At 65.2% G+C, this 18,216-nt stretch carries 16 protein-coding genes; 11 read left to right on the top strand and 5 right to left on the bottom strand.

Annotated features, from left to right (window positions below):
• Window positions 1–190 precede the first annotated feature (190 nt).
• Window positions 191–868, top strand: coding sequence for a response regulator (locus AC1DIM_RS02295; RefSeq protein WP_477708875.1), 678 nt, complete (start codon window positions 191–193; stop codon window positions 866–868).
• Window positions 869–912: 44 nt separating this feature from the next.
• Here AC1DIM_RS02295 and AC1DIM_RS02290 read toward each other — a convergent pair whose 3' ends face one another.
• Window positions 913–2,628, bottom strand: a complete 1,716-nt coding sequence (locus AC1DIM_RS02290; RefSeq protein ID WP_477708874.1) for a sensor histidine kinase — start codon at window positions 2,626–2,628, stop codon at window positions 913–915.
• Window positions 2,629–2,682: 54 nt separating this feature from the next.
• Here AC1DIM_RS02290 and AC1DIM_RS02285 point away from each other — a divergent pair, with 54 nt between their 5' ends.
• The 8 genes from AC1DIM_RS02285 to AC1DIM_RS02250 all read left to right on the top strand — a co-directional run bounded on the left by AC1DIM_RS02285 (window position 2,683) and on the right by AC1DIM_RS02250 (window position 10,311).
• A complete protein-coding gene (locus tag AC1DIM_RS02285) occupies window positions 2,683–3,276 on the top strand; it encodes a pyridoxamine 5'-phosphate oxidase family protein (RefSeq protein ID WP_477708873.1) in 594 nt (197 codons plus the stop codon).
• Window positions 3,277–3,282: 6 nt separating this feature from the next.
• Window positions 3,283–4,287, top strand: coding sequence for a zinc-dependent alcohol dehydrogenase family protein (locus AC1DIM_RS02280; protein ID WP_477708872.1), 1,005 nt, complete (start codon window positions 3,283–3,285; stop codon window positions 4,285–4,287).
• A 77-nt stretch (window positions 4,288–4,364) separates the two neighbouring features.
• Entirely contained in the window at window positions 4,365–4,835 is a 471-nt protein-coding gene (locus tag AC1DIM_RS02275) for a universal stress protein (RefSeq protein ID WP_477708871.1), read from the top strand.
• A complete protein-coding gene (locus AC1DIM_RS02270; protein ID WP_477708870.1) occupies window positions 4,819–5,334 on the top strand; it encodes a universal stress protein in 516 nt (171 codons plus the stop codon). The genes AC1DIM_RS02275 and AC1DIM_RS02270 overlap by 17 nt, the downstream gene beginning before the upstream one ends.
• Entirely contained in the window at window positions 5,321–6,160 is an 840-nt protein-coding gene (locus AC1DIM_RS02265; RefSeq protein ID WP_477708869.1) for a universal stress protein, read from the top strand. The genes AC1DIM_RS02270 and AC1DIM_RS02265 overlap by 14 nt, the downstream gene beginning before the upstream one ends.
• Before the next feature lie 160 nt (window positions 6,161–6,320).
• On the top strand, window positions 6,321–7,376 hold the full coding sequence (locus tag AC1DIM_RS02260; protein WP_477708868.1) for a zinc-dependent alcohol dehydrogenase family protein: 1,056 nt from the start codon (window positions 6,321–6,323) through the stop codon (window positions 7,374–7,376).
• Window positions 7,373–7,825 carry a flavodoxin family protein gene (locus AC1DIM_RS02255; protein ID WP_477708867.1) on the top strand — a complete coding sequence of 151 codons (453 nt, stop codon included), beginning with the start codon at window positions 7,373–7,375 and terminating at the stop codon, window positions 7,823–7,825. Before AC1DIM_RS02260 ends, AC1DIM_RS02255 begins: the two co-directional genes overlap by 4 nt.
• Before the next feature lie 8 nt (window positions 7,826–7,833).
• Window positions 7,834–10,311: an HAD-IC family P-type ATPase gene (locus tag AC1DIM_RS02250; protein WP_477708866.1), complete on the top strand. Its 2,478-nt coding sequence runs from the start codon at window positions 7,834–7,836 to the stop codon at window positions 10,309–10,311.
• Between the two features lie 31 nt (window positions 10,312–10,342).
• On the opposite strand, the gene AC1DIM_RS02245 is transcribed toward AC1DIM_RS02250, so the two are convergent.
• Window positions 10,343–10,807, bottom strand: coding sequence for a pyridoxamine 5'-phosphate oxidase family protein (locus tag AC1DIM_RS02245; protein WP_477708865.1), 465 nt, complete (start codon window positions 10,805–10,807; stop codon window positions 10,343–10,345).
• Between the two features lie 201 nt (window positions 10,808–11,008).
• Between AC1DIM_RS02245 and AC1DIM_RS02240 the strand changes: the two genes are divergently transcribed.
• The gene (locus AC1DIM_RS02240) at window positions 11,009–11,431 is read left to right on the top strand and encodes an Hsp20/alpha crystallin family protein (RefSeq protein WP_477708864.1); all 423 of its coding nucleotides are present in this window, start codon (window positions 11,009–11,011) and stop codon (window positions 11,429–11,431) included.
• Window positions 11,432–11,458: 27 nt separating this feature from the next.
• Here AC1DIM_RS02240 and AC1DIM_RS02235 read toward each other — a convergent pair whose 3' ends face one another.
• The 3 genes from AC1DIM_RS02235 to AC1DIM_RS02225 form a co-directional block, all read right to left on the bottom strand.
• Complete coding sequence (locus AC1DIM_RS02235; protein WP_477708863.1) at window positions 11,459–12,484, bottom strand: ATP-dependent 6-phosphofructokinase; 1,026 nt, start codon at window positions 12,482–12,484, stop codon at window positions 11,459–11,461.
• Window positions 12,481–14,883 (bottom strand): phosphoenolpyruvate synthase, encoded by a 2,403-nt coding sequence (gene ppsA, locus AC1DIM_RS02230; protein WP_477708862.1) that lies wholly within the window; start codon window positions 14,881–14,883, stop codon window positions 12,481–12,483. The genes AC1DIM_RS02235 and ppsA overlap by 4 nt, the downstream gene beginning before the upstream one ends.
• A 76-nt stretch (window positions 14,884–14,959) precedes the next feature.
• Complete coding sequence (locus tag AC1DIM_RS02225) at window positions 14,960–17,521, bottom strand: cation-translocating P-type ATPase (RefSeq protein WP_477709105.1); 2,562 nt, start codon at window positions 17,519–17,521, stop codon at window positions 14,960–14,962.
• Between the two features lie 217 nt (window positions 17,522–17,738).
• Here AC1DIM_RS02225 and AC1DIM_RS02220 point away from each other — a divergent pair, with 217 nt between their 5' ends.
• Window positions 17,739–18,209 (top strand): universal stress protein, encoded by a 471-nt coding sequence (locus tag AC1DIM_RS02220; RefSeq protein WP_477708861.1) that lies wholly within the window; start codon window positions 17,739–17,741, stop codon window positions 18,207–18,209.
• Window positions 18,210–18,216: the final 7 nt, after the last annotated feature.

Below are 18,216 nucleotides of genomic sequence, written 5' to 3'. Positions count from 1 at the left end.
CCAGAGTCATGCTGCGGCGCTCCGGTTAGTAGGGCCAAAGGTCACGGCCGGAAACTCCCCGGTCCACTATGGCAGCCGGTTTGGGCCGTTGGACCCTTGTGGCGGCCCCGCAGTTCCTAAAGAATGATTCAGGCGCAGGCACAGCACCCCGCCCCGGGTTTGCACCCTGGCCGGTGCAGAAGGGATCACGATGAACGCCTCAACAGCATCCGAACACGGCGTTGAATTGTCGAACGACGGGATCCGGGTGTTCATCCTTGACGACCACGAGTTGGTGCGCCGTGGCTTGGAGGACCTTCTCGAAAGCGAAGGGTTCGTCGTCGTGGGTATGTCCGGTTCTGCCGCTGAAGCGGCACGTCGGATTCCGGCGCTGCGTCCCGATGTGGCAATTCTTGATGCCCGGTTGCCGGACGGTACCGGGATAGAGGTGTGCCGCGACGTGCATTCGGTCGATGAAACTATCAATTGCCTGATCCTGACAAGCTACGACGACGAGCAGGCACTCCGCGGGGCAGTCCTCGCCGGGGCCGCAGGCTACGTCCTCAAGGAGATAGCTGGTTCCGACCTGATCGGGGCCCTTCGCCGCGCCGCCAGGGGAGAATCGCTGTTCGATGCAGACCTGAAGGCCAGAATCGTTCAGGGCCTCGCCGAGCCGGAGCGGGTAGACCCACGGATCGCGGTGTTGACCAACCAGGAGCGCAGGGTGTTGGAGTTTATCGGCGAGGGCCTGACGAACCGCCAGATCGGTGAGCGGATGCTCCTTGCCGAAAAGACTGTCAAAAACTATGTTTCATCCCTGCTGGCGAAGTTGGGTTTTGAACGGCGGACGCAAGCGGCAGTCCATGTGGCGCAGCATCGCGACCAGTAGCACTCGCGACCTATAACACTGTGGCCACTAGCATCGTGGCCAAGCTAGAACACAGGAGCCTTCCAGGTCAGCGCCGTTCCGCTTTCCGGGGAACTGGAGACCTCGAAAGTGCCGCCGAGCTTGCTGGCCCTGTGCTGCATATTGGTCATTCCGTTACCGGGCGTGCGGACGCTGAAGCCTGCGCCATTGTCCTGGACCCGGACGTAGACGAATCCGTCTTCCACGGAAATGGACACGCGGATGGAATCCGCCCCCGAATGCCGGACGGCATTACTTAGCCCCTCCGTAACTACGGCCAGGATGTTTGATGCGGTTTCCTCGTCCCTGATCGCGTCAATGGGCCCTGTCAGGGTAAGCCGGGGAACAAACCGAAGCGATCGCGCAGCGCCGCGGACCGCCTGGAGCACACGGCTGCTGAGAAGTTCCTTCTCCATGGCGGAACCGTTCAGGGAGTAAATGGTGTTGCGAAGCTCCCTGATAACTTCGTCAAGTTCGGCGGTAACCGTCTGAAGGGTCCGCGCGGCCGACTCGCCCGTTATCAGGCGCCGGAGGCTCTGGATGCTGAGCCCCGCTGCAAAGAGCCGCTGGATGACGAGGTCATGCAGGTCACGGGCGATCCTGTCGCGGTCAGTGAATACTGCAAGTTGCTCCCGCATCCGGTGCGCACGAGCCAGTTCAAGGGCAAGAGCCACATGTGAACCGAAAACGGCACCCATCTCAACATCCGTCTTACTGAACGTTCCTGCTGCACCCTCACGCACCAGGACCAGAAGCCCGTGATGGGTGCCGCGGGCGCTGAGGTCCACTACCAGGAGCCGGCCGTCGTTCGGCACCAAACCCCCGCCGAGGGCCGCAGAAGCGTCTTCAATCACAGCCGCCTGACCCGTAGCGAGGACGGATTCAACCGCCTTTGGATCAAACAAGGAAAGCCGTCCAGCCCATTCCGGGGCCGCGCTTCCCGCGGCTCCCGCCACGCGGAAAAGGTCGGAATCCTCCTCCGGAACCAGGATCAGGGCAAGCGAGGCGCCGGACTCCTGAAGTGCTCTGGCGGCGATCATGTCCAGTCCCTCGTCCTGGCCGTCCGATTCTTCTTCCTCGCCCATCACCTTGCCGGTCACGTCCATGCATGCCTGAAGCCAGGCTGTTCTGCGCCGGGCTTCATCGTAAAGCCTGGCATTTTCTATGGCGACGCCGGCGGCAGCAGCAAACGCCTCCGCGAGGCCTTCATCCTCGTCGGTAAAGTCGCCCCMGCCCTTCTTCTGCGTGAGGTAGAGGTTGCCGAACACGGAATCCCGTACCCGGACCGGCACACCGAGGAAAGACTTCATCTGCGGGTGATGTCTGGGGAAACCGTAGGCATCCGGATGCTGGCTAAGATCATGCAGTCGCAGCGGCTTCGGATCCCGGATCAGTAGGCCAAGAACGCCATGGCCCGTGGGGAGGGGGCCAATCTTGCGGGCGAGGTCATCCTCTATTCCCACTGTGATGAAGTGGCTCAGGCCATGGTCGCTTCCGATGACTCCCAGCGCTCCGTACTCGGCTTCCAGGAGGTGGCATGCGGAACTGACAACCCTGAGCAGGACGGCCTCCAGGCTAAGGTCCTCAGCGAGTGCAACCACAGCGTTCAACAGCCCCTGCATCCGCTGCTGGGCGCTCACTAATTCCCCGGCACGGTCAACAAAGTCGTTGATAAGATCGTCCATGCGGGAGGTAATGGCTGGTTCCGGGCCGTTAGCGGTCTGCCGGACGGATTCACTCACCGAAACCGCCTTCCGCGGTATTTGACGCACACACCACTAGTGACGCACACGTAAATGGACCGGCTGCAGCAGTTGCACACAGAATACGCCTCACCGAGCATTTCCTCCATGACCGCAGGCCGGGATTTAGGGGTCTTTGTGCCCTACGTCCCCAACCCTACCGACCCTATGCTCGTGGGCATGACCACAGATGCATCGATACCGGAGACCGCCCAACTACCGACGGAGGAATGCTGGCGGCTGCTGCGGGGCGGTTCCGTTGGCCGCCTTGCCGTTTGGGTTCAGGACCACCCCGAAATCTTTCCCATCAACTACAAAGTCCACCATGAATCACTGGTCTTCCGGACCGGTGCCGGCACCAAGCTGGCGTCTGCCTTGGGCAAAATGGTGGCGCTTGAGGCCGATGGTGCTGACATTGATGCGGGCGTCGCCTGGAGTGTTGTGGTGAAAGGGCCTGCCACGGCACTGTCCCGCACACCCGAACTGGTTGCCTCTGTTGGGCACTTACTCTTTCCTTGGGAAACCGGCCCGAAGGACCACTTCCTCCGGATAGTGCCGGAGGAAGTGAGTGGGCGTCGTTTCAAGATCGCTGCGCCGCTCACTTGGGGCGGTTCCCTGGATGAGGCAACCCGCGCCGGGCTGGAATGACCCTGTATGCGGGCATGGTGGGTGGAGGAGCCCGGTCCCATCGCGTCCGGCCCCTTGCGCCTGGGCGAGCGGCCCGATCCGTCACCCGGGCCGAATGAAGTCCTGCTGTCCGTCCGTGCCTGTGGCGTCTGCCGCACAGATCTTCACCTTGCCGAGGGAGACCTCCGTCCCCGTGGCGCCCGCAGGATCCCTGGCCATGAGGTGGTGGCCGAGGTGGCGGGGCTGGGAGCGGGCAGTTCCCGATTCCGCCTGGGCGATCGTGTGGGGGCTGCTTGGCTGGCGCGGACGTGCGGTTCGTGCCGGTTCTGCCGGCGCGGGTCGGAGAATCTTTGCCTCAGCCCCACGTTTAACGGCTGGGACACCGACGGCGGCTACGCGGAGCTGATGGTCGCCCACCAGGACTATGTGTACCCCCTGCCCGACGTATTCTCCGATGAGAAAGCCGCGCCGTTGCTCTGTGCGGGGATCATCGGATACCRGGCACTTCGGTGCTCCGGACTCCCCCGGGGCGGCAGGCTGGGCATCTATGGTTTTGGCGGATCAGCCCACCTGACGGCCCAGATGGCCATCTACGAGGGCGCAAGCGTCTACGTCATGACACGATCGGCGGCGGCGCAAAAACTCGCCTTGGAATTGGGAGCCGGCTTCGCCGGGCCCGCCGAGGCCGAGCCGCCTGAGCTGCTGGACGCGGCCATCCTCTTCGCACCGGTGGGCGAACTGGTGCCTGTTGCGCTCCGGGCATTGGACCGCGGCGGGACCCTCGCGGTCGCAGGAATCCATCTGAGCGATATTCCGGCCCTTGACTATCAAAGGGACCTCTTCCAAGAACGCCGCCTCCGCAGTGTTACGGCCAATACCAGAGCCGACGGCCGGGAATTCCTGGCGCTGGCCGAGAGAATCCCCCTCAGTCCCACCACTGTGGCCTACCCTTGGACAGCGGCGGCCCAGGCATTGCTTGACCTTTCCGGAGACCGGTTCACGGGGGCTGCCGTGCTGCTCCGATCAGCCTGAGATGAGGGCGGAAACGCTGCACCTTTGGTGCCCTTCGGCCCTAGGCGCACGGCCGGCTCCTGGGGAAAGGTATTGCCATGACTGAAAGCAAACGCATCCTGGTTGGAATTGACGGTTCGGAATACTCCCCCGCGGCGCTGCGCCTCGCCGGCCGGCTGGCATCCGCATTGGGCGCTCCGCTGCACGTTGTCACGTGCCTGGGTTACTCCGATTTCTATCTTCCGGAACGTGTGCCCCCCGGCGGTGACCTCGGCACCCCGGCGGAACTTGAGGCCATTGCCCGCCGCCTGATGGAGCAGGCCATTGAGAGGGCCTTCGGCCAGGAGCGCCCTGAACACCTCTCTGCGGTGGTCAAAGTGGGTTCGCCTGCGAAGGTCCTGGTGGAAGAAAGCCGCACCGCCCAACTGCTCGTCGTGGGCCGCCGGGGCCGCGGCGGCTTGCTCGGACAGCTTATGGGTTCGGTGAGCGCCGCCTGCACAGCACACGCGCATTGTCCGGTGGTGGTGGTCAGCCAGGAGGGTGAGGAAGACCATGGAACAAACCCGTGACGTGAACGCCATAGTGGTGGGAGTGGACGGGAGCGCTCCGTCCATCACGGCACTTCGCTGGGCCCGGGCGCTGGCCCCGCTGCTCAAGGCCCACATCCGGGTAGTAACGTGCTGGCAGTTCCAGATCGCCGTGGGCACTTTCACCCCCCTCCTTTGGAACCCCGAGGAGGAAGCCCGGAGCGTGTGTGCTGCTGCTGTGGCCGAGGCGTTCGCCGGCGCCGCTCCCCCCGGGGTGGAAATGGTCGCCTCCCAAGGCCCGCCGGCCAAAGTCCTGGTCGAAGAAAGCAGAACTGCGCACCTCGTCATTGTGGGCAGCCGCGGCCGTGGCGGATTTGAAGGCCTGCTGCTGGGTGCTGTGAGCGCAACAGTAGCCGAGCACGCAAAATGCCCTGTCCTCGTGGTGCACGGCACCGACCTGCCGGCAGCATTCTCGGTTGCTCCCGGGCAGCTTTCCGCAGAAGGGGGTGGCCAGACCGGGTCCAGCCATGTCCCCGCCTGAGCGCGTGGTTGTTGGCTACGACGGTTCGGCGGAGGCAGCCGTTGCGGTGCGTTGGGCTGCCCGGCACGCAGCTCACCTGGACTGTGAACTGCAGGTGATTCATTGCTCATTGTGGCCCCTGCTGACCCAAGACCTCGGACCGGTCAAAGGCGTTGCAGGCAGTGGCCTGCAACATCAGGCCCAGGCGATCCTTGAGGAGGGGAAAGCTGAGGCATTGTCCGTGGCGCCCGGGGTCCCGGTCCAGGGCAGCCTCCTGTACGGCCTGCCCGCAGGCCACCTTCGGCGGATGGCGGGCGACGCCCGCATGCTGGTTCTTGGCAGCCGCGGGATCGGGGGTTTCCTGGGGCTTCTCGTGGGATCCGTCAGCCTGGAGTTGGCCGCCACGGCCTCCTGCCCTGTCGCGGTGATCCGGTTCGATAAGCACCCCCGGGGACGCGTTGTGGTGGGGATCGACTCGTCCGGGTCCGCGGGAGCGCTTCGGCTTGCCTGTGACCTCGCCACCGCCACGGGAGCGGGACTGACGATCATTCACGTCATCCGGCCCCACGACGGCCTGACCTACGCAACCGGAAGAGGCAATGAAGCGGCCCGTCGTCTCCTCCTGAGGGTGGCTGACGATGCCCGGGCCCTTGCGCCGAACGTGGCGATCGGCCACGACCTTGTCCGGGATGATTCCGTCCCCCGGGCATTACTCAATGCCTCCCGCGGCGCCTCCCTCACAGTGGTCGGCAGCAAAGGCCACGGCCTTCTGAAGGGAACTGTCGGATCTGATGCCCATGCCGTCCTTCACCATGCGACGGGCCCGGTGCTGATCTACCGCAACTGAACCCTTCCAAGCACCTGACGACGGCGCCGCCGCGGGCACCGCCGTCGGACTCCCGGGACTTTTGTCCCTTACCGCGGCGGCAACGGGGCGCCATCGTTGAGGTGGAGCAGCGTCCCGCCCGCCCCGTGGACCCCATGATCATCAACAGCGACGAACGGACATGAAAGCTATCGTTTACGGCGGCCCAGGGAAAAAGTCCTGGACAGATGTGCCCGATCCGGCGATCCGGAATCCCGCCGACGCCATTGTCAAGGTGGACACCACCACCATCTGCGGGACCGATCTGCACATCCTCAAGGGCGATGTGCCGGCCGTGACGGAAGGCCGAATCCTGGGCCACGAAGGTGTGGGCACCATCACGGAGGTCGGTTCGTCAGTAACCACCCTCAAACCGGGCGACCGCGTCATCATCTCCTGTATCAAGTCTTGCGGTCACTGCGCCAACTGCAAGGTGGGCCTCTATTCGCACTGCATGGGTGACGAGGGAGCGCCGGGCATCGGCTGGGTGTTCGGCCATCTGATCGACGGTACGCAGGCCGAATACGTGCGCGTCCCCTACGCGGAGAACTCCCTGCACCTGCTGCCACCGGGAGTCAGTGACGAGCAGGCGGTCATGCTGTCCGACATCCTCCCCACGGGTTTTGAAATCGGAGTCCAGTACGGACGCGTGAAGCCAGGCGACACGGTGGCGGTGGTGGGGGCGGGCCCGGTTGGGCTGGCCGCCATCGCCACAGCGGGACTCTATGGGGCGGCGAGCATCATCGCCGTGGACCTCGACCGCAACCGGCTGGCGAAGTCCCGTGAGTTTGGGGCCACGCACGTTGTGGTTTCAGGCGACGCCGACTGGAAGGAACAGGTGCTGGCCCTGACTGACGGCCAGGGCGTGGATGTGGCGATCGAGGCAGTGGGCATTCCCGCGACCTTCAGTATGTGCACGGAGATCGTCCGGCCAGGCGGGAACGTCGCAAACGTCGGGGTCCATGGCAAGTCCGTGGAACTCCATGTGGAGAGCCTCTGGATCCAGAACATCAACATCAGCATGGGACTCGTGAACGCGAACACCACACCGATGCTGCTGAAGCTCGTGGCCCAGAAGAAGCTGCCGGCGGAAAAATTTGCGACGCACCGCTTCAGTTTCGATCAGTTCCTGGAGGCCTACGACACGTTCGCCAGGGCTGCAGAGACCAACGCCCTGAAGGTGGTCATATCGGCATGAAAGCCCACGTCGTCTACGACTCCGCCTACGGGAACACCAAGGCCGTTGCAGACGCAGTAGTGCAGGGGCTCAAACCCCTGCCCGCTGCTGCGGTCACCGTGACGGACTTCAACCCTGCCACCATGTCAGGCGGCGACCTCCTGGTCCTCGGGTCCCCCATCAACGGCTGGCGGCCCACCCCCAAAATCACGGACCTGCTGGCACAGCTGGGCGACGGCAAGCTCCAAGGCATCAACGCCGCAGCGTTCGACACCCGCGTCCGTTTCTTTATCCATGGCGACGCTGCAAGGAAGATGACGAGGCTGCTGAAGGAGGCCGGCGCCACCATCATCTCCGACCCGGCCCCGTTCTACGTCCGGGGCACAGAAGGGCCCCTTCGGAGCGGTGAGCTGGAGAAGGCAGCGAGTTGGGCGGGGACGCTCGCCGCAGCCCTGCCGCCGGCACCCTGAGGAGATTAGTGAGCACGGCAGCGGCTCCCCGTCCGTCCGGGGCTGAGGCTCCCGCAGGGTCCGGCCTTTCCGCCGGCGAGGTCAGGGAACGGACGCTGGCGGGCCTGGCCAACGGAGCACCGGAGGACTCGAGCCGAAGCCTGTGGCTGATCCTTCGGTCGAACGTGCTGACGTTGTTTAATGGCATTGTTGGCGGTTGCTTCCTGCTGTTGCTCCTCCTGGGCCAATGGAAGGACGCCCTCTTCGGCTTTGCCGCGCTCAGCAACGCCGTCATCGGCGTTGTCCAGGAGTACCGGGCCAAAAGGCTTCTGGACCGGCTGGCCGTCCTGGATGCCCCGAGAGCCCGTGTCCTCCGTGACGGCCGCGTCCAGGACGTTGCGGTGGCTGACGTGGTGATGGACGACATCTGCGTGCTGCAGGCGGGCGACCAGGTTGTGGCGGACGCCATCATCATCGATGACGACGGCCTGGAAATGGACGAATCGGTCCTCACCGGCGAATCAGATCCCGTGGGCAAAGAGAGGGGCTCGTCCGTCCTGTCCGGCTCAACCGTCACGGCAGGCCAGGGACGGGCCCGGGTGGTGGCCGTCGGTGCGGGCTCGTACGCCAGCCGGCTCACCGCCGAAGCCAAACGTTTTTCCCTGGTTAATTCCGAGATCCGCAACGCGATCCACCGCGTCCTGCGCTGGATCAGTTGGGCCCTCTTTCCCGTCGTGGCGATCATCACCAACGGCCAGATGCAGGCGAAGGGCGGCTGGGAGGCCGCTTTCAGGACCGGCGCCTGGGAGGAGGCACTCGTCGGGGCGGTAGGAGCGGCCATCGCCATGATCCCCCTGGGCCTGGTACTGATGACCAGCGTGGCGTTCGCCGTGGGCGGCGCACGCCTGGCCCGCCTCAACGTGCTGGTGCAGGAACTCGCCGCTGTGGAGGGGCTGGCCCGCGTGGATGTCCTGTGCATCGACAAGACCGGCACCCTCACGGAGGGCAGGGTGGTTTTCGATGACGTTCACCACGCCGGCCTTCACGGCACCGGACAGGAGCTTCCCCCGGGATGGCGGGATGCGCTGGGATGGTTCGGCGCGGACCCCCACGCCAATGCCACCGCCCGCTGCCTGGCACCCACTTTCGCGTTCGACGGCGGCGCCGCCCCGGCCGCCGTCGTTCCCTTTTCGTCCGCCCGGAAATGGAGCGCCGCCAGTTTCGAACGCCCGCACGCTGCCGCGGGAACCTGGGTCCTGGGTGCTCCGGAGATGGTGCTAACCGGGAGCGGCGCAGCGGGCGCGTCCACTGAGGATCTCCTTGTCCAGTCCCGCCGCCTGGCGTCACGGGGCCTGCGCACCCTGCTGCTGGCGTACACGCCTGCCTTGCTTTCCCGTGAGGACCCCGATGAGGTGCAACTGCCCGCGGGGCTGGCTGCGGCCACCCTCCTGACGTTCCGGGAGAAGGTGCGTCCCGACGCAGCCCGGACCCTCGCGTACTTCCGGCAGCAAGGCGTCAACGTAAAGGTCCTCTCAGGCGATGACCACAGGACGGTGAGGGCCGTGGCACGCGAGGTAGGGCTCGACGCCGGTGCCGGCTACGACGCACGGCAACTGCCGGCAGACCCGCAGCTGATGGAAGAAACGCTGAACAGCTTTTCCGTGTTCGGCCGTGTCACGCCGGCACAAAAGAAGGACATGGTCCTGGCGTTGCAAAGAATGGGCCACACCGTCGCCATGACCGGCGACGGCGTCAATGACGCCTTGGCCCTCAAGGAAGCGGACATCGGTATAGCCATGGACTCCGCGGCACCGGCCACGAAAGCTGTGGCCCGCCTGGTGCTCCTGGACGGGCGCTTCGACCGGCTTCCCGCCGTGCTCGCCGAAGGCCGCCAGGTCATTGCCAACATTGAACGGGTCTCGGTGCTGTTCCTCAGCAAGACAACCTACGCCTTCTGCCTCTCGGTGATCTTCGGAACACTGATGTGGAGCTATCCGTTCCTCCCCCGGCAATTGTCTGCCACGGACGGCCTCACCATCGGCATCCCGGCGTTCTTCCTGGCGCTAATGGGAAACACCCGGCGCTACAGGCCGGGATTCCTGCGGCGCTCGCTGTCCCTTGCCATCCCGGCAGGAGTTATTGTGACGACGGCGGTCCTCGCCGTGCAGGCGTACTCCCTGGCCGTGGGAGCTTTCAGCGCCGGCGCCAACCGGACAGCAGCGGTACTGACACTCTCCCTGGTGGCCCTCACCATCCTGGCGACCGTCAGCCGGCCAGTCAGCGGCCTCCGGCTGGCCGTCGTGGCTGCCATGTGCGCCGGGCTTGCCCTGCTGATGACCGTACCGCTCCTGACGGATTTCTTTATGCTGGAGTGGCCTCCGCCCGAACTCCTGGCGGCCTCCCTCGCGGCCGCGGCGGCCGCGAGCCTGGCCGTGCTGGTATTGGGCCGGCTCCACGCACTACGCTACCCGGCCGATCACTCCGCACCGACGCCCCGGGCCGGGTAACGGGCAGGGGCACGGGCACGGGACCAGTCGCTTAGAGCCAGTCGGCAGAAAAGTCCTGCGGCGGCCACCAGCGCGTGCGCGGCGACACGGCAAACCTTCGACCGGAGACCCCGGCCGGGCGGATCTGCACCAGATGCTCCTTGAGGCCGGACTGCCAGGGTTCGCGGTCGGGACCGGCTTCCTGCAGGCTCGCCGGATCCCCTTCAAAGGGACCCGGCACGCCCTTGATCACGACACTCCATACTTCAGTCCCGTACGGGTTCAGGCCATCCACTTCGAAAGCCACGGCCGTGCCCTTGAGGAGGGCACGGAGTTTCGTGCCTGGCGCCGTGCGGAAGACCACCGTTTCTTCGACGACCATAAAATTCACCGGGAAGATCTCCGGGACAACACCGTTGATCACGGCAAGCCGCCCCACGTAGGAGGACTTCAGATACTCCCAGCACTCGGCCGGGGCGAGAACATCGACTTGAGACTCTGACGGGGAGTTGCTCATGCACTGATCCTAGCCCTCAACCGCCCGGCCGTCGGCGTGGACACTCGGCGCGCACGCCCGGCGTGCTGCCGCTTTGGGGCGTCCTGCGGCCTGCTGCTGGTTGGCGGGACCAAAGCCTCTGGGTCCTTCCGCGCAGGGGCCGGAGTCTTAATTGGCAGGCACTTTTATCCCCCAACGGTCATCATGGCAAGGAGACAGACAATGGCTGATTTGATGAAGTGGTTCGACACCCGGCGTTCCCCCGTCGAAATGATCGAAAGGCTTTTTGAAGGTGATACCGCGGCATCGGGCATCCGCGTCGAAGAATCTGTTGAAGGCGACACCCTGGTGGTCCGCGCCGAACTGCCGGGCATCGATCCGGAGAAGGATGTCAGTGTCTCGATCGTTGACGGCGCCCTCGAAATCAAGGCTGAGCGCAGGGAACAGTCTGAGCAGAAGGAGAAGGACAGCTACCGCTCGGAGTTCCGGTACGGTTCGTTCGTCCGGAGGCTGGCCTTGCCTGACGGCGTCCAGCAAGATGACATCACCGCCTCCTACAAGGACGGTGTGCTGGAAGTCCGGAGTCCGGTGCCGGCGAAGGCCCAGCAACCTGCCGCCAGGAAGATCCAGGTTACCCGCGGCTGATGCGTGCTCCTGCTCAACCGAGCAGGCTCAACCGAACAGGACCGCTGCCTCCCGGTAGCGGTCCTCAGGCACGGTCTTGAGCCGGCCAATCGCGKCCGCCAAACCGACATTCACAACACTGGTGCCTCGCAGCGAGACCATGGTTCCCCAGCGTCCCTCCGCAACTGAGGCCACAGCTGCCATGCCCAGCCGAGTTGCCAGCACCCTGTCGGAGGCTGTCGGGGCACCGCCGCGCTGGATGTGCCCCAGGACCGTGGCCCTGGTCTCGATTCCGGTCATCTCCTGCAACTCCTTCTCCAGCAGCAGGCCGATCCCGCCCAGCCGCGGCCTGCCGAAGGTGTCCAGGCCCCGCGGCGAATACGGCGCTGGCAGGCCTTCTGGGACAAATGCCTCGGCCACCACCACCAGTGGTGCCCGTCCGCGGTCGTGGGCGGACTGCACCCACCGGGCCACCTGCGTCAACGGGACCCTTTGCTCCGGAATGAGCACGGCGTGGGCGCCCGACGCCATCCCCGAATGGAGGGCGATCCACCCGGCATTCCGGCCCATGACCTCTGCGATCATGCACCGGTGATGCGACTCGCCCGTGGTGCGGAGCCTGTCGATGGCTTCGGTCGCCGTCTGCACGGCCGTGTCGAACCCAAACGTGACATCGGTGGCATCAAGATCGTTGTCGATGGTTTTCGGAACGCCGACAACCTTGATCCCCGCGTTTGACAGTTCCTGCGCTGCCGCCAGCGTGCCTTCTCCCCCGATGGCCACGAGGCCATCCACGCCCAATTCGTGAAGGCTGCTGCGCACCGCCCCGGGGCCGCCATCCCTGAGCGGGTTGGTCCGCGATGTGCCCAGCACGGTCCCACCCAGGCGCGAGAGCCCCCGCACCGCGTGGCGCGGCAGCGGTACCAGGTCCCGGTCAAGCACCCCGCGCCAGCCGTCGCGGAAACCGACGAACTCGTAGCCGTAGGTAATGACTCCCCGCAGCACAGCACCCCGGATCACAGCGTTAATTCCCGGGCAGTCCCCGCCGCTGCTCAGAATGCCGAGGCGGGTCACGGAAGGGACTTCTCGGCGGCGGCGATCACCGGGACGGTCTTGAGGAAGGTGTCCGGGTTCAGTGCGATGGAATCAATGCCCTGCTTCACCAGGAACTCCGCGAAATCTGCATGGTTGCTGGGGCCCTGGCCGCAGATACCTACCTTGATCCCGGCGGCGTGGGCTTTGCCAATGACCTGCCCGATCATCGAGGTGACGGCCTCGTCCCGCTCGTCGAACAGCCCCGCCAGCTGCTCCGAGTCACGGTCCACCCCGAGGACAAGCTGGGTCAGGTCATTGGAGCCTATGGAGAAACCGTCAAAACGGCTGGCAAATTCCGCGGCAAGGATGACGTTGGACGGGATCTCGCACATCATGTAGACCTGCAGGCCCTGTTCGCCGCGGGTCAGTCCGTTTTCCGCCATTTCCTTGATCACGAGGTCGGCCTCGTGGGTTGTCCGGCAGAACGGAACCATGACAATGACATTCGAAAACCCGAGCTGCTCGCGCACTCGCTTCAGCGCCCGGCACTCAAGAGCGAAGCCTTCCCGGTAGCGGTCGTTGTAGTACCGCGAGGCCCCGCGGAAGCCCAGCATGGGATTCTCTTCGGCAACTTCGAAGAAGCCGCCTCCGATCAGGTGGCCGTATTCGTTGCTTTTGAAGTCGCTGAGCCTGACGATCACCGGGTTGGGGTGATAAGGCGCCGCAATCTTGCCGATGCCCGTGGCGAGCACGTCGACGAAGTACTCCTGCAAGTCCGGGTAGCCGTGCGTGAGCTCCCTGATGCGCCCGGTCTCGCCGGGGTCGTTCACCCGTTCCGGGTGGACCAGCGCCATGGGATGGATCCGGATGAGGTTGCTGATAATGAATTCCATCCTCGCCAGGCCTACGCCTGCCGCCGGCAGGCGCCACCACTGGAAGGCGGCTGAAGGACTTGCGATGTTGACCATGACCGCGGTCCGTGTCTCGGGCAACGCCCCGAGGTCAACCTCGTCGACGTCAAAAGCCAGCGTGCCCGCGTAGACCTCGCCGTCCTCACCTCCGGCACAGGAGAGGGTAATGGGTTTACCGTTCTCGAGCACCGAGGTGCCGTTGCCGGTACCCACAACGGCGGGGACGCCCAGTTCCCTGCTGACAATGGCGGCGTGGCTTGTCGGACCTCCGTGGTCAGTGACAATTCCGGCGGCCCGCTGCATGATGGGCACCCAGTCAGGATCCGTCATCCGGGTGACCAGTATCGAGCCGTCCCGGAAATCGTCTATGTCCTTGGCATCCCGCACCACACAGGCGAGGCCGTGCGCGATCGATTCGCCGATCGCGGCCCCTTCCGCCAGGAGCTGGCCCGACTCGCGGAGTTGATAGACGCTGAAGACTGAGCCGCTGCGCCTTGCCTGCACAGTCTCCGGCCTGGCCTGCACCATAAAAAGTTCCCCGGTGGAACCGTCTTTCGCCCACTCCATGTCCATCGGCCGGCCGTAGTGTTCCTCCACCGCTACGGCCCAGCGGGCCAGCTGCACCGTCTCGGAATCGGTGAGGACAAAGGAACGGCGTTCCTGGTCCGTGGTGTCCACGGTCCGGGTACGCGCGTGCCCGCCGCGGCTGTAGACCATCTTGCGTTCCTTTGCGCCGATGGTCTTTTCGATGATCGGCATCATGTGCGCGTCAGCCAGCAAGGGCTTGAACACCTGGTACTTGTCGGGATTGATGCTTCCCTGGACCACTGTTTCACCGAGGCCCCACGCAGCGCTGATCAGGACACTGCGGGGGAATCCGGACTCCGTATCGATGGAAAACATGACCCCGGAGGCGCCCAGGTCCGAGCGCACCATCCGTTGCACGCCGACGGACAGGGCTACTTCCAGCTGGTCAAACCCCTTGATTTCCCGGTAGGTGATGGCCCGGTCGGTAAACAGGGACGCATAACATTTCCTGCAGGCCTCCAGGAGCTCCCGTTCCCCGGAAATGTTCAGGAACGTCTCCTGTTGCCCGGCGAAACTCGCGTCCGGGAGGTCTTCGGCCGTGGCGCTGCTGCGCACAGCCACCGAGGCTTTGGCCTGTCCCGTGCGTTCGGACAATGCCCTGTAATGTTCCCGGATGGCGTCGGCGATGTCCGGCGGGAACTGGCCTCCGAGAATATGCTCACGGATGGCCTCCCCGGTGTCACGCAAGGTTGCACGGCCCGCGCGGTAGTTCTCGATCGAGGTACGTATTGGCGCTTCCAGGCTGTTGGCGGCCACAAAGGAACGATAGGCAGAGGCTGTGGTGGCGAAGCCCTCCGGCACCCGGACACCGGAACTCAGCAGTGAGCGGGTCAGTTCACCCAGCGACGCATTTTTGCCGCCAACGGCCGGCACGTCGCCCATCCCCACCTCGTCGAACCACATCACATGAACGTCAGTCGCCGCCGTCGTATCAGCCATGCCTCGATCCTTCCGGGACATCCGCAGCACCAGCAGAGTCTTAGGTCCCGTGCACCCCGAAGGGGGCTGGCGGGAGCTATCCCACGCCGCTGCCAGCGGACCGCCTTAGCCTCTTGTGCGCCCAGTCCGCTGCCAGGACCGCAGGAACCGCAAGGACCGCCACGGCAAACCCGATGGGCGGCGGCGGGAGTTGCCCCAGTGCGGCGGATACGGGACTGACGTAGAGACACACCGCTAAAACGCCGATTTCGGCCAGCAACGCCCAGAGCAGCAGGCGGTTCGTGAACCACCCCTGCTTCCAGGGCGGCCGGGTAGCGCTGCGGCACGCGAACGCATTCGCCATCTGGCCAAGCACAACGGCGGTGAAGGCGGCGCCGGATGCGGTCGTCAGCAGACCCGCGTCGTGCTGGTCTCCGCGCGTCCACCCGCCGCTGAACAGCCCCACCGAAAACGCCGTCATGGACACTGCCGCTTCCACCGGACCCAGCACGCAGAACACCCGGAACATCAGCCGGCGGTCCATCAGGTGGCGCCGTTCCGGTGCCCGCTCCAGCACTCCCCTCCCCGGTGGCTCACCGCCGAGGGCGAGGGCGGGCAGCAAATCGGTGCCGATGTCCAGGGCGAGGATCTGAAGGACGCCAAGCGCGAGGGGAAACTGGCCGCCTGAGAGAGCCCAGATAATAAAGGGCGTCAGTTCTGCAACGTTGTCCGTCAGGTGATAGGTGAGGAACCGGTGAATGTTGGCGTAGGTGGCGCGGCCCTGTTCGATTGCTGCCACCATGGTGCCGAAGTGGTCGTCCAGGAGAACCAGATCGGACGCTTCACGCGCAACGTCCGTTCCACTGAGCCCCATGGCCACCCCGATGTCGGCTTCCTGGAGTGCGGGACCGTCGTTGACGCCGTCGCCGGTCATGGCCACGATGTGGCCCCGGCTCTGCAGGGCCCTGGCCACGCGGAGCTTTTGTTCCGGGGAGACCCGGCTGACCACAATGCCGTCCCGGTCCAGCATGGCGCCGAGGATCTGTTCATCCTCCGGCAGATGCGATCCTTCCAAAACCAGTTCCGGTGTTCCTACCAGTCCGATTTCCCGGGCGATGGCGGCGGCGGTTCCCGGATGGTCACCTGTGATCATGCCTATCCGGATGCCAGCTTCGCGGGCGGTCCGGATCACCTCGCCCACGCCCTGTCTGGGCGGGTCATGAAGGGCGATCAGCCCGAGCAGGACGAGGTCCGTTTCGGTCTCCGCCGCCTGGCATTCCAGCCAGTCCTGTGCGCGGCCGGGCAGCTCACGCATGGCGACCGCCATGACCCGCAGCCCGCGCRAGGCCATGGCGTCAACTTCCGCCGCGGCAGCGTCCATGGACGCGCCGCAGAGCGGCAGGACAGATTCGGGTGCCCCCTTAACAAAGAGAGTGGTGCCGGCTATGACTGATTCACGGCGGCGCCTGGGGTCGAACGCGAACCTCCGGGCAGGCCGCGCATCCTCAAGGGCTGTCCCTGAAAGCCGGCGGGCCAGGGCGTCAAGGGCAGCCTCCATCGGATCGCCGTCAGCGCGCCACTCATCGCCGTGCTGGACGGCCCGGCCCTGGGAGGCCGCGCGTGCTGCGAGCGCCGTCCGGGTTGCGGCGGCCACAGCGGTTCCCTCGATCTCAGCCACCGGCCGGTATCCATCGCCCACCACTTTCACCCGGCCGTCAGCCGTGAAGACTTCGACGGCGTTCATCCGGTTCTGGGTGAGGGTTCCTGTCTTGTCAGTGCAGATGAAGGTGGTGGACCCCAGAGTTTCCACCGCCTCCAGATTGCGGACCAGCGCGTTCCGCCCCGCCATCCGCTGCGCACCCATGGCGAGGGAAAGCGTGACGGTCGGCAGCAGGCCTTCGGGGACCAGGGCCACCGCGACGCCGATGGCGAAGAGGAAGGCAGCGCTCCAGGGGATGCCCACCAGCAGCGACACGAGGAAGAAAACCCCGGCGACGGCCAGTGCTACAGCTGCTATCAGGCGGACGATTCGGCGCAGCTCACGGGCCAGTGGTGTTGGTGGAGATACGGTTCCGCTGGTCAGCTTCGCGATTCCGGCGAGCCGGGTGTTCGCACCGGTGTGGGTCACTACCGCCTCGGCCTCGCCGTTGACCAGGAATGTCCCGCCCCAGGCAGGCTCGCCCCTGGCTTTCTGCACTGCTTCACTTTCGCCTGTCAGCAGCGACTCGTCCAAGGCACAGCCTGAGCCAAGAACCAGGACGACGTCGGCCGGCACCCTGTCACCCGCCGTCAGGATGATGGCGTCACCCGGGACCAGTTCACTGGCGGGAATTCTCCGCGGGTGCCCGTCCCGGTGGACGGAGACCTCAGCCGGCAGCAATCCGCGCAGTTTCGCGGCCGCGTGCTGTGCACGTTCCTGCTGGATGTGGGCGAAGATCCCGTTAACGAGCACCACCACGATGATGGCAAACCCCAACTGCGGCATCCCTCCGACGAAGGCCAGGACAGCTGCGCACCAGAGCATCAGGGCAAAGAAATGTGTCAGCTCACCCAGGAGCTTGCGCCACTGAGGCACGGGCTTCGCCTCCGGTAGAACGTTGGGTCCCGACTCCCTCAGCAATGCCGCGGCACGTTCGGAGCTCAAACCGGCCGCGTCCAGTCCGGATCGGGGCGGACCCTCTCGTTGCGCCACTGCTACTCCATATTCGCCAAAGCCTGGTTCGCTGACAGGTTCCACCCGGGGGGCAGCAGCGTCTAGGGCCAAAGGTCATTCAGCGTCCCGGATGTGCGGCGCAGTTGCCGTGACCTTGGACCCTGTTCGCCCGGGCCCGCCGGCAACATGCTGTGAGGAAGGCTGTGCGCGGGAGGAGATGACCATGGTCAATGTCGCTGAGGAAAAGATCATCGTCGGAGTCGATGGTTCGGAGGCCTCCATCGAGGCACTCCGGCTGGGGACCCGTATGGCAGAGGCCTTGGGGATGCGCCTAGAGGCCTGGGGGTGCTGGGAATACCCGTCGGGTTATGAGGGCTATCTGGCGATGGGCGTGGAGGGGTTCGGCCACGAAGCCGAAGAGAAGCTTGAGAATGCGCTGACCGAGGCCTTTGGGCTGAACCGTCCACGCAATTTCACTGCCAGGCTCATCCACGGGTCGGCACGGGAAGTTCTCATTGAGGGAAGCAGGGACGCGGCGATGGTTGTGGTCGGAAGCCGCGGGCATGGCGGGTTCGCCGGCCTGTTGCTCGGATCTGTCAGCGCAGCCTGCGTTGCCCACGCGCACTGTCCTGTCCTCGTGGCGCACTCCCCCAGGACGGAGCGCTCCCCCAAGCCGGAAATGACCGCTTCATGAATTAAGG

The sequence above is a fragment of the Pseudarthrobacter sp. 01T43 genome, from assembly GCF_056398665.1.
This window is presented reverse-complemented; position numbering and strand designations above follow the sequence as displayed.

Excerpts from the sequence above, each read along its gene's own strand:
- AC1DIM_RS02295 (WP_477708875.1), top strand. The coding sequence starts at position 191 with ATGAACGCCTCAACAGCATCCGAACACGGCGTTGAATTGTCGAACGAC.
- AC1DIM_RS02285 (WP_477708873.1), top strand. The coding sequence starts at position 2,683 with ATGGACCGGCTGCAGCAGTTGCACACAGAATACGCCTCACCGAGCATT.
- AC1DIM_RS02275 (WP_477708871.1), top strand. The coding sequence starts at position 4,365 with ATGACTGAAAGCAAACGCATCCTGGTTGGAATTGACGGTTCGGAATAC.
- AC1DIM_RS02270 (WP_477708870.1), top strand. The coding sequence starts at position 4,819 with ATGGAACAAACCCGTGACGTGAACGCCATAGTGGTGGGAGTGGACGGG.
- AC1DIM_RS02265 (WP_477708869.1), top strand. The coding sequence starts at position 5,321 with ATGTCCCCGCCTGAGCGCGTGGTTGTTGGCTACGACGGTTCGGCGGAG.
- AC1DIM_RS02260 (WP_477708868.1), top strand. The coding sequence starts at position 6,321 with ATGAAAGCTATCGTTTACGGCGGCCCAGGGAAAAAGTCCTGGACAGAT.
- AC1DIM_RS02255 (WP_477708867.1), top strand. The coding sequence starts at position 7,373 with ATGAAAGCCCACGTCGTCTACGACTCCGCCTACGGGAACACCAAGGCC.
- AC1DIM_RS02245 (WP_477708865.1), bottom strand. The coding sequence starts at position 10,807 with ATGAGCAACTCCCCGTCAGAGTCTCAAGTCGATGTTCTCGCCCCGGCC.
- AC1DIM_RS02240 (WP_477708864.1), top strand. The coding sequence starts at position 11,009 with ATGGCTGATTTGATGAAGTGGTTCGACACCCGGCGTTCCCCCGTCGAA.
- ppsA (WP_477708862.1), bottom strand. The coding sequence starts at position 14,883 with ATGGCTGATACGACGGCGGCGACTGACGTTCATGTGATGTGGTTCGAC.
- AC1DIM_RS02220 (WP_477708861.1), top strand. The coding sequence starts at position 17,739 with ATGGTCAATGTCGCTGAGGAAAAGATCATCGTCGGAGTCGATGGTTCG.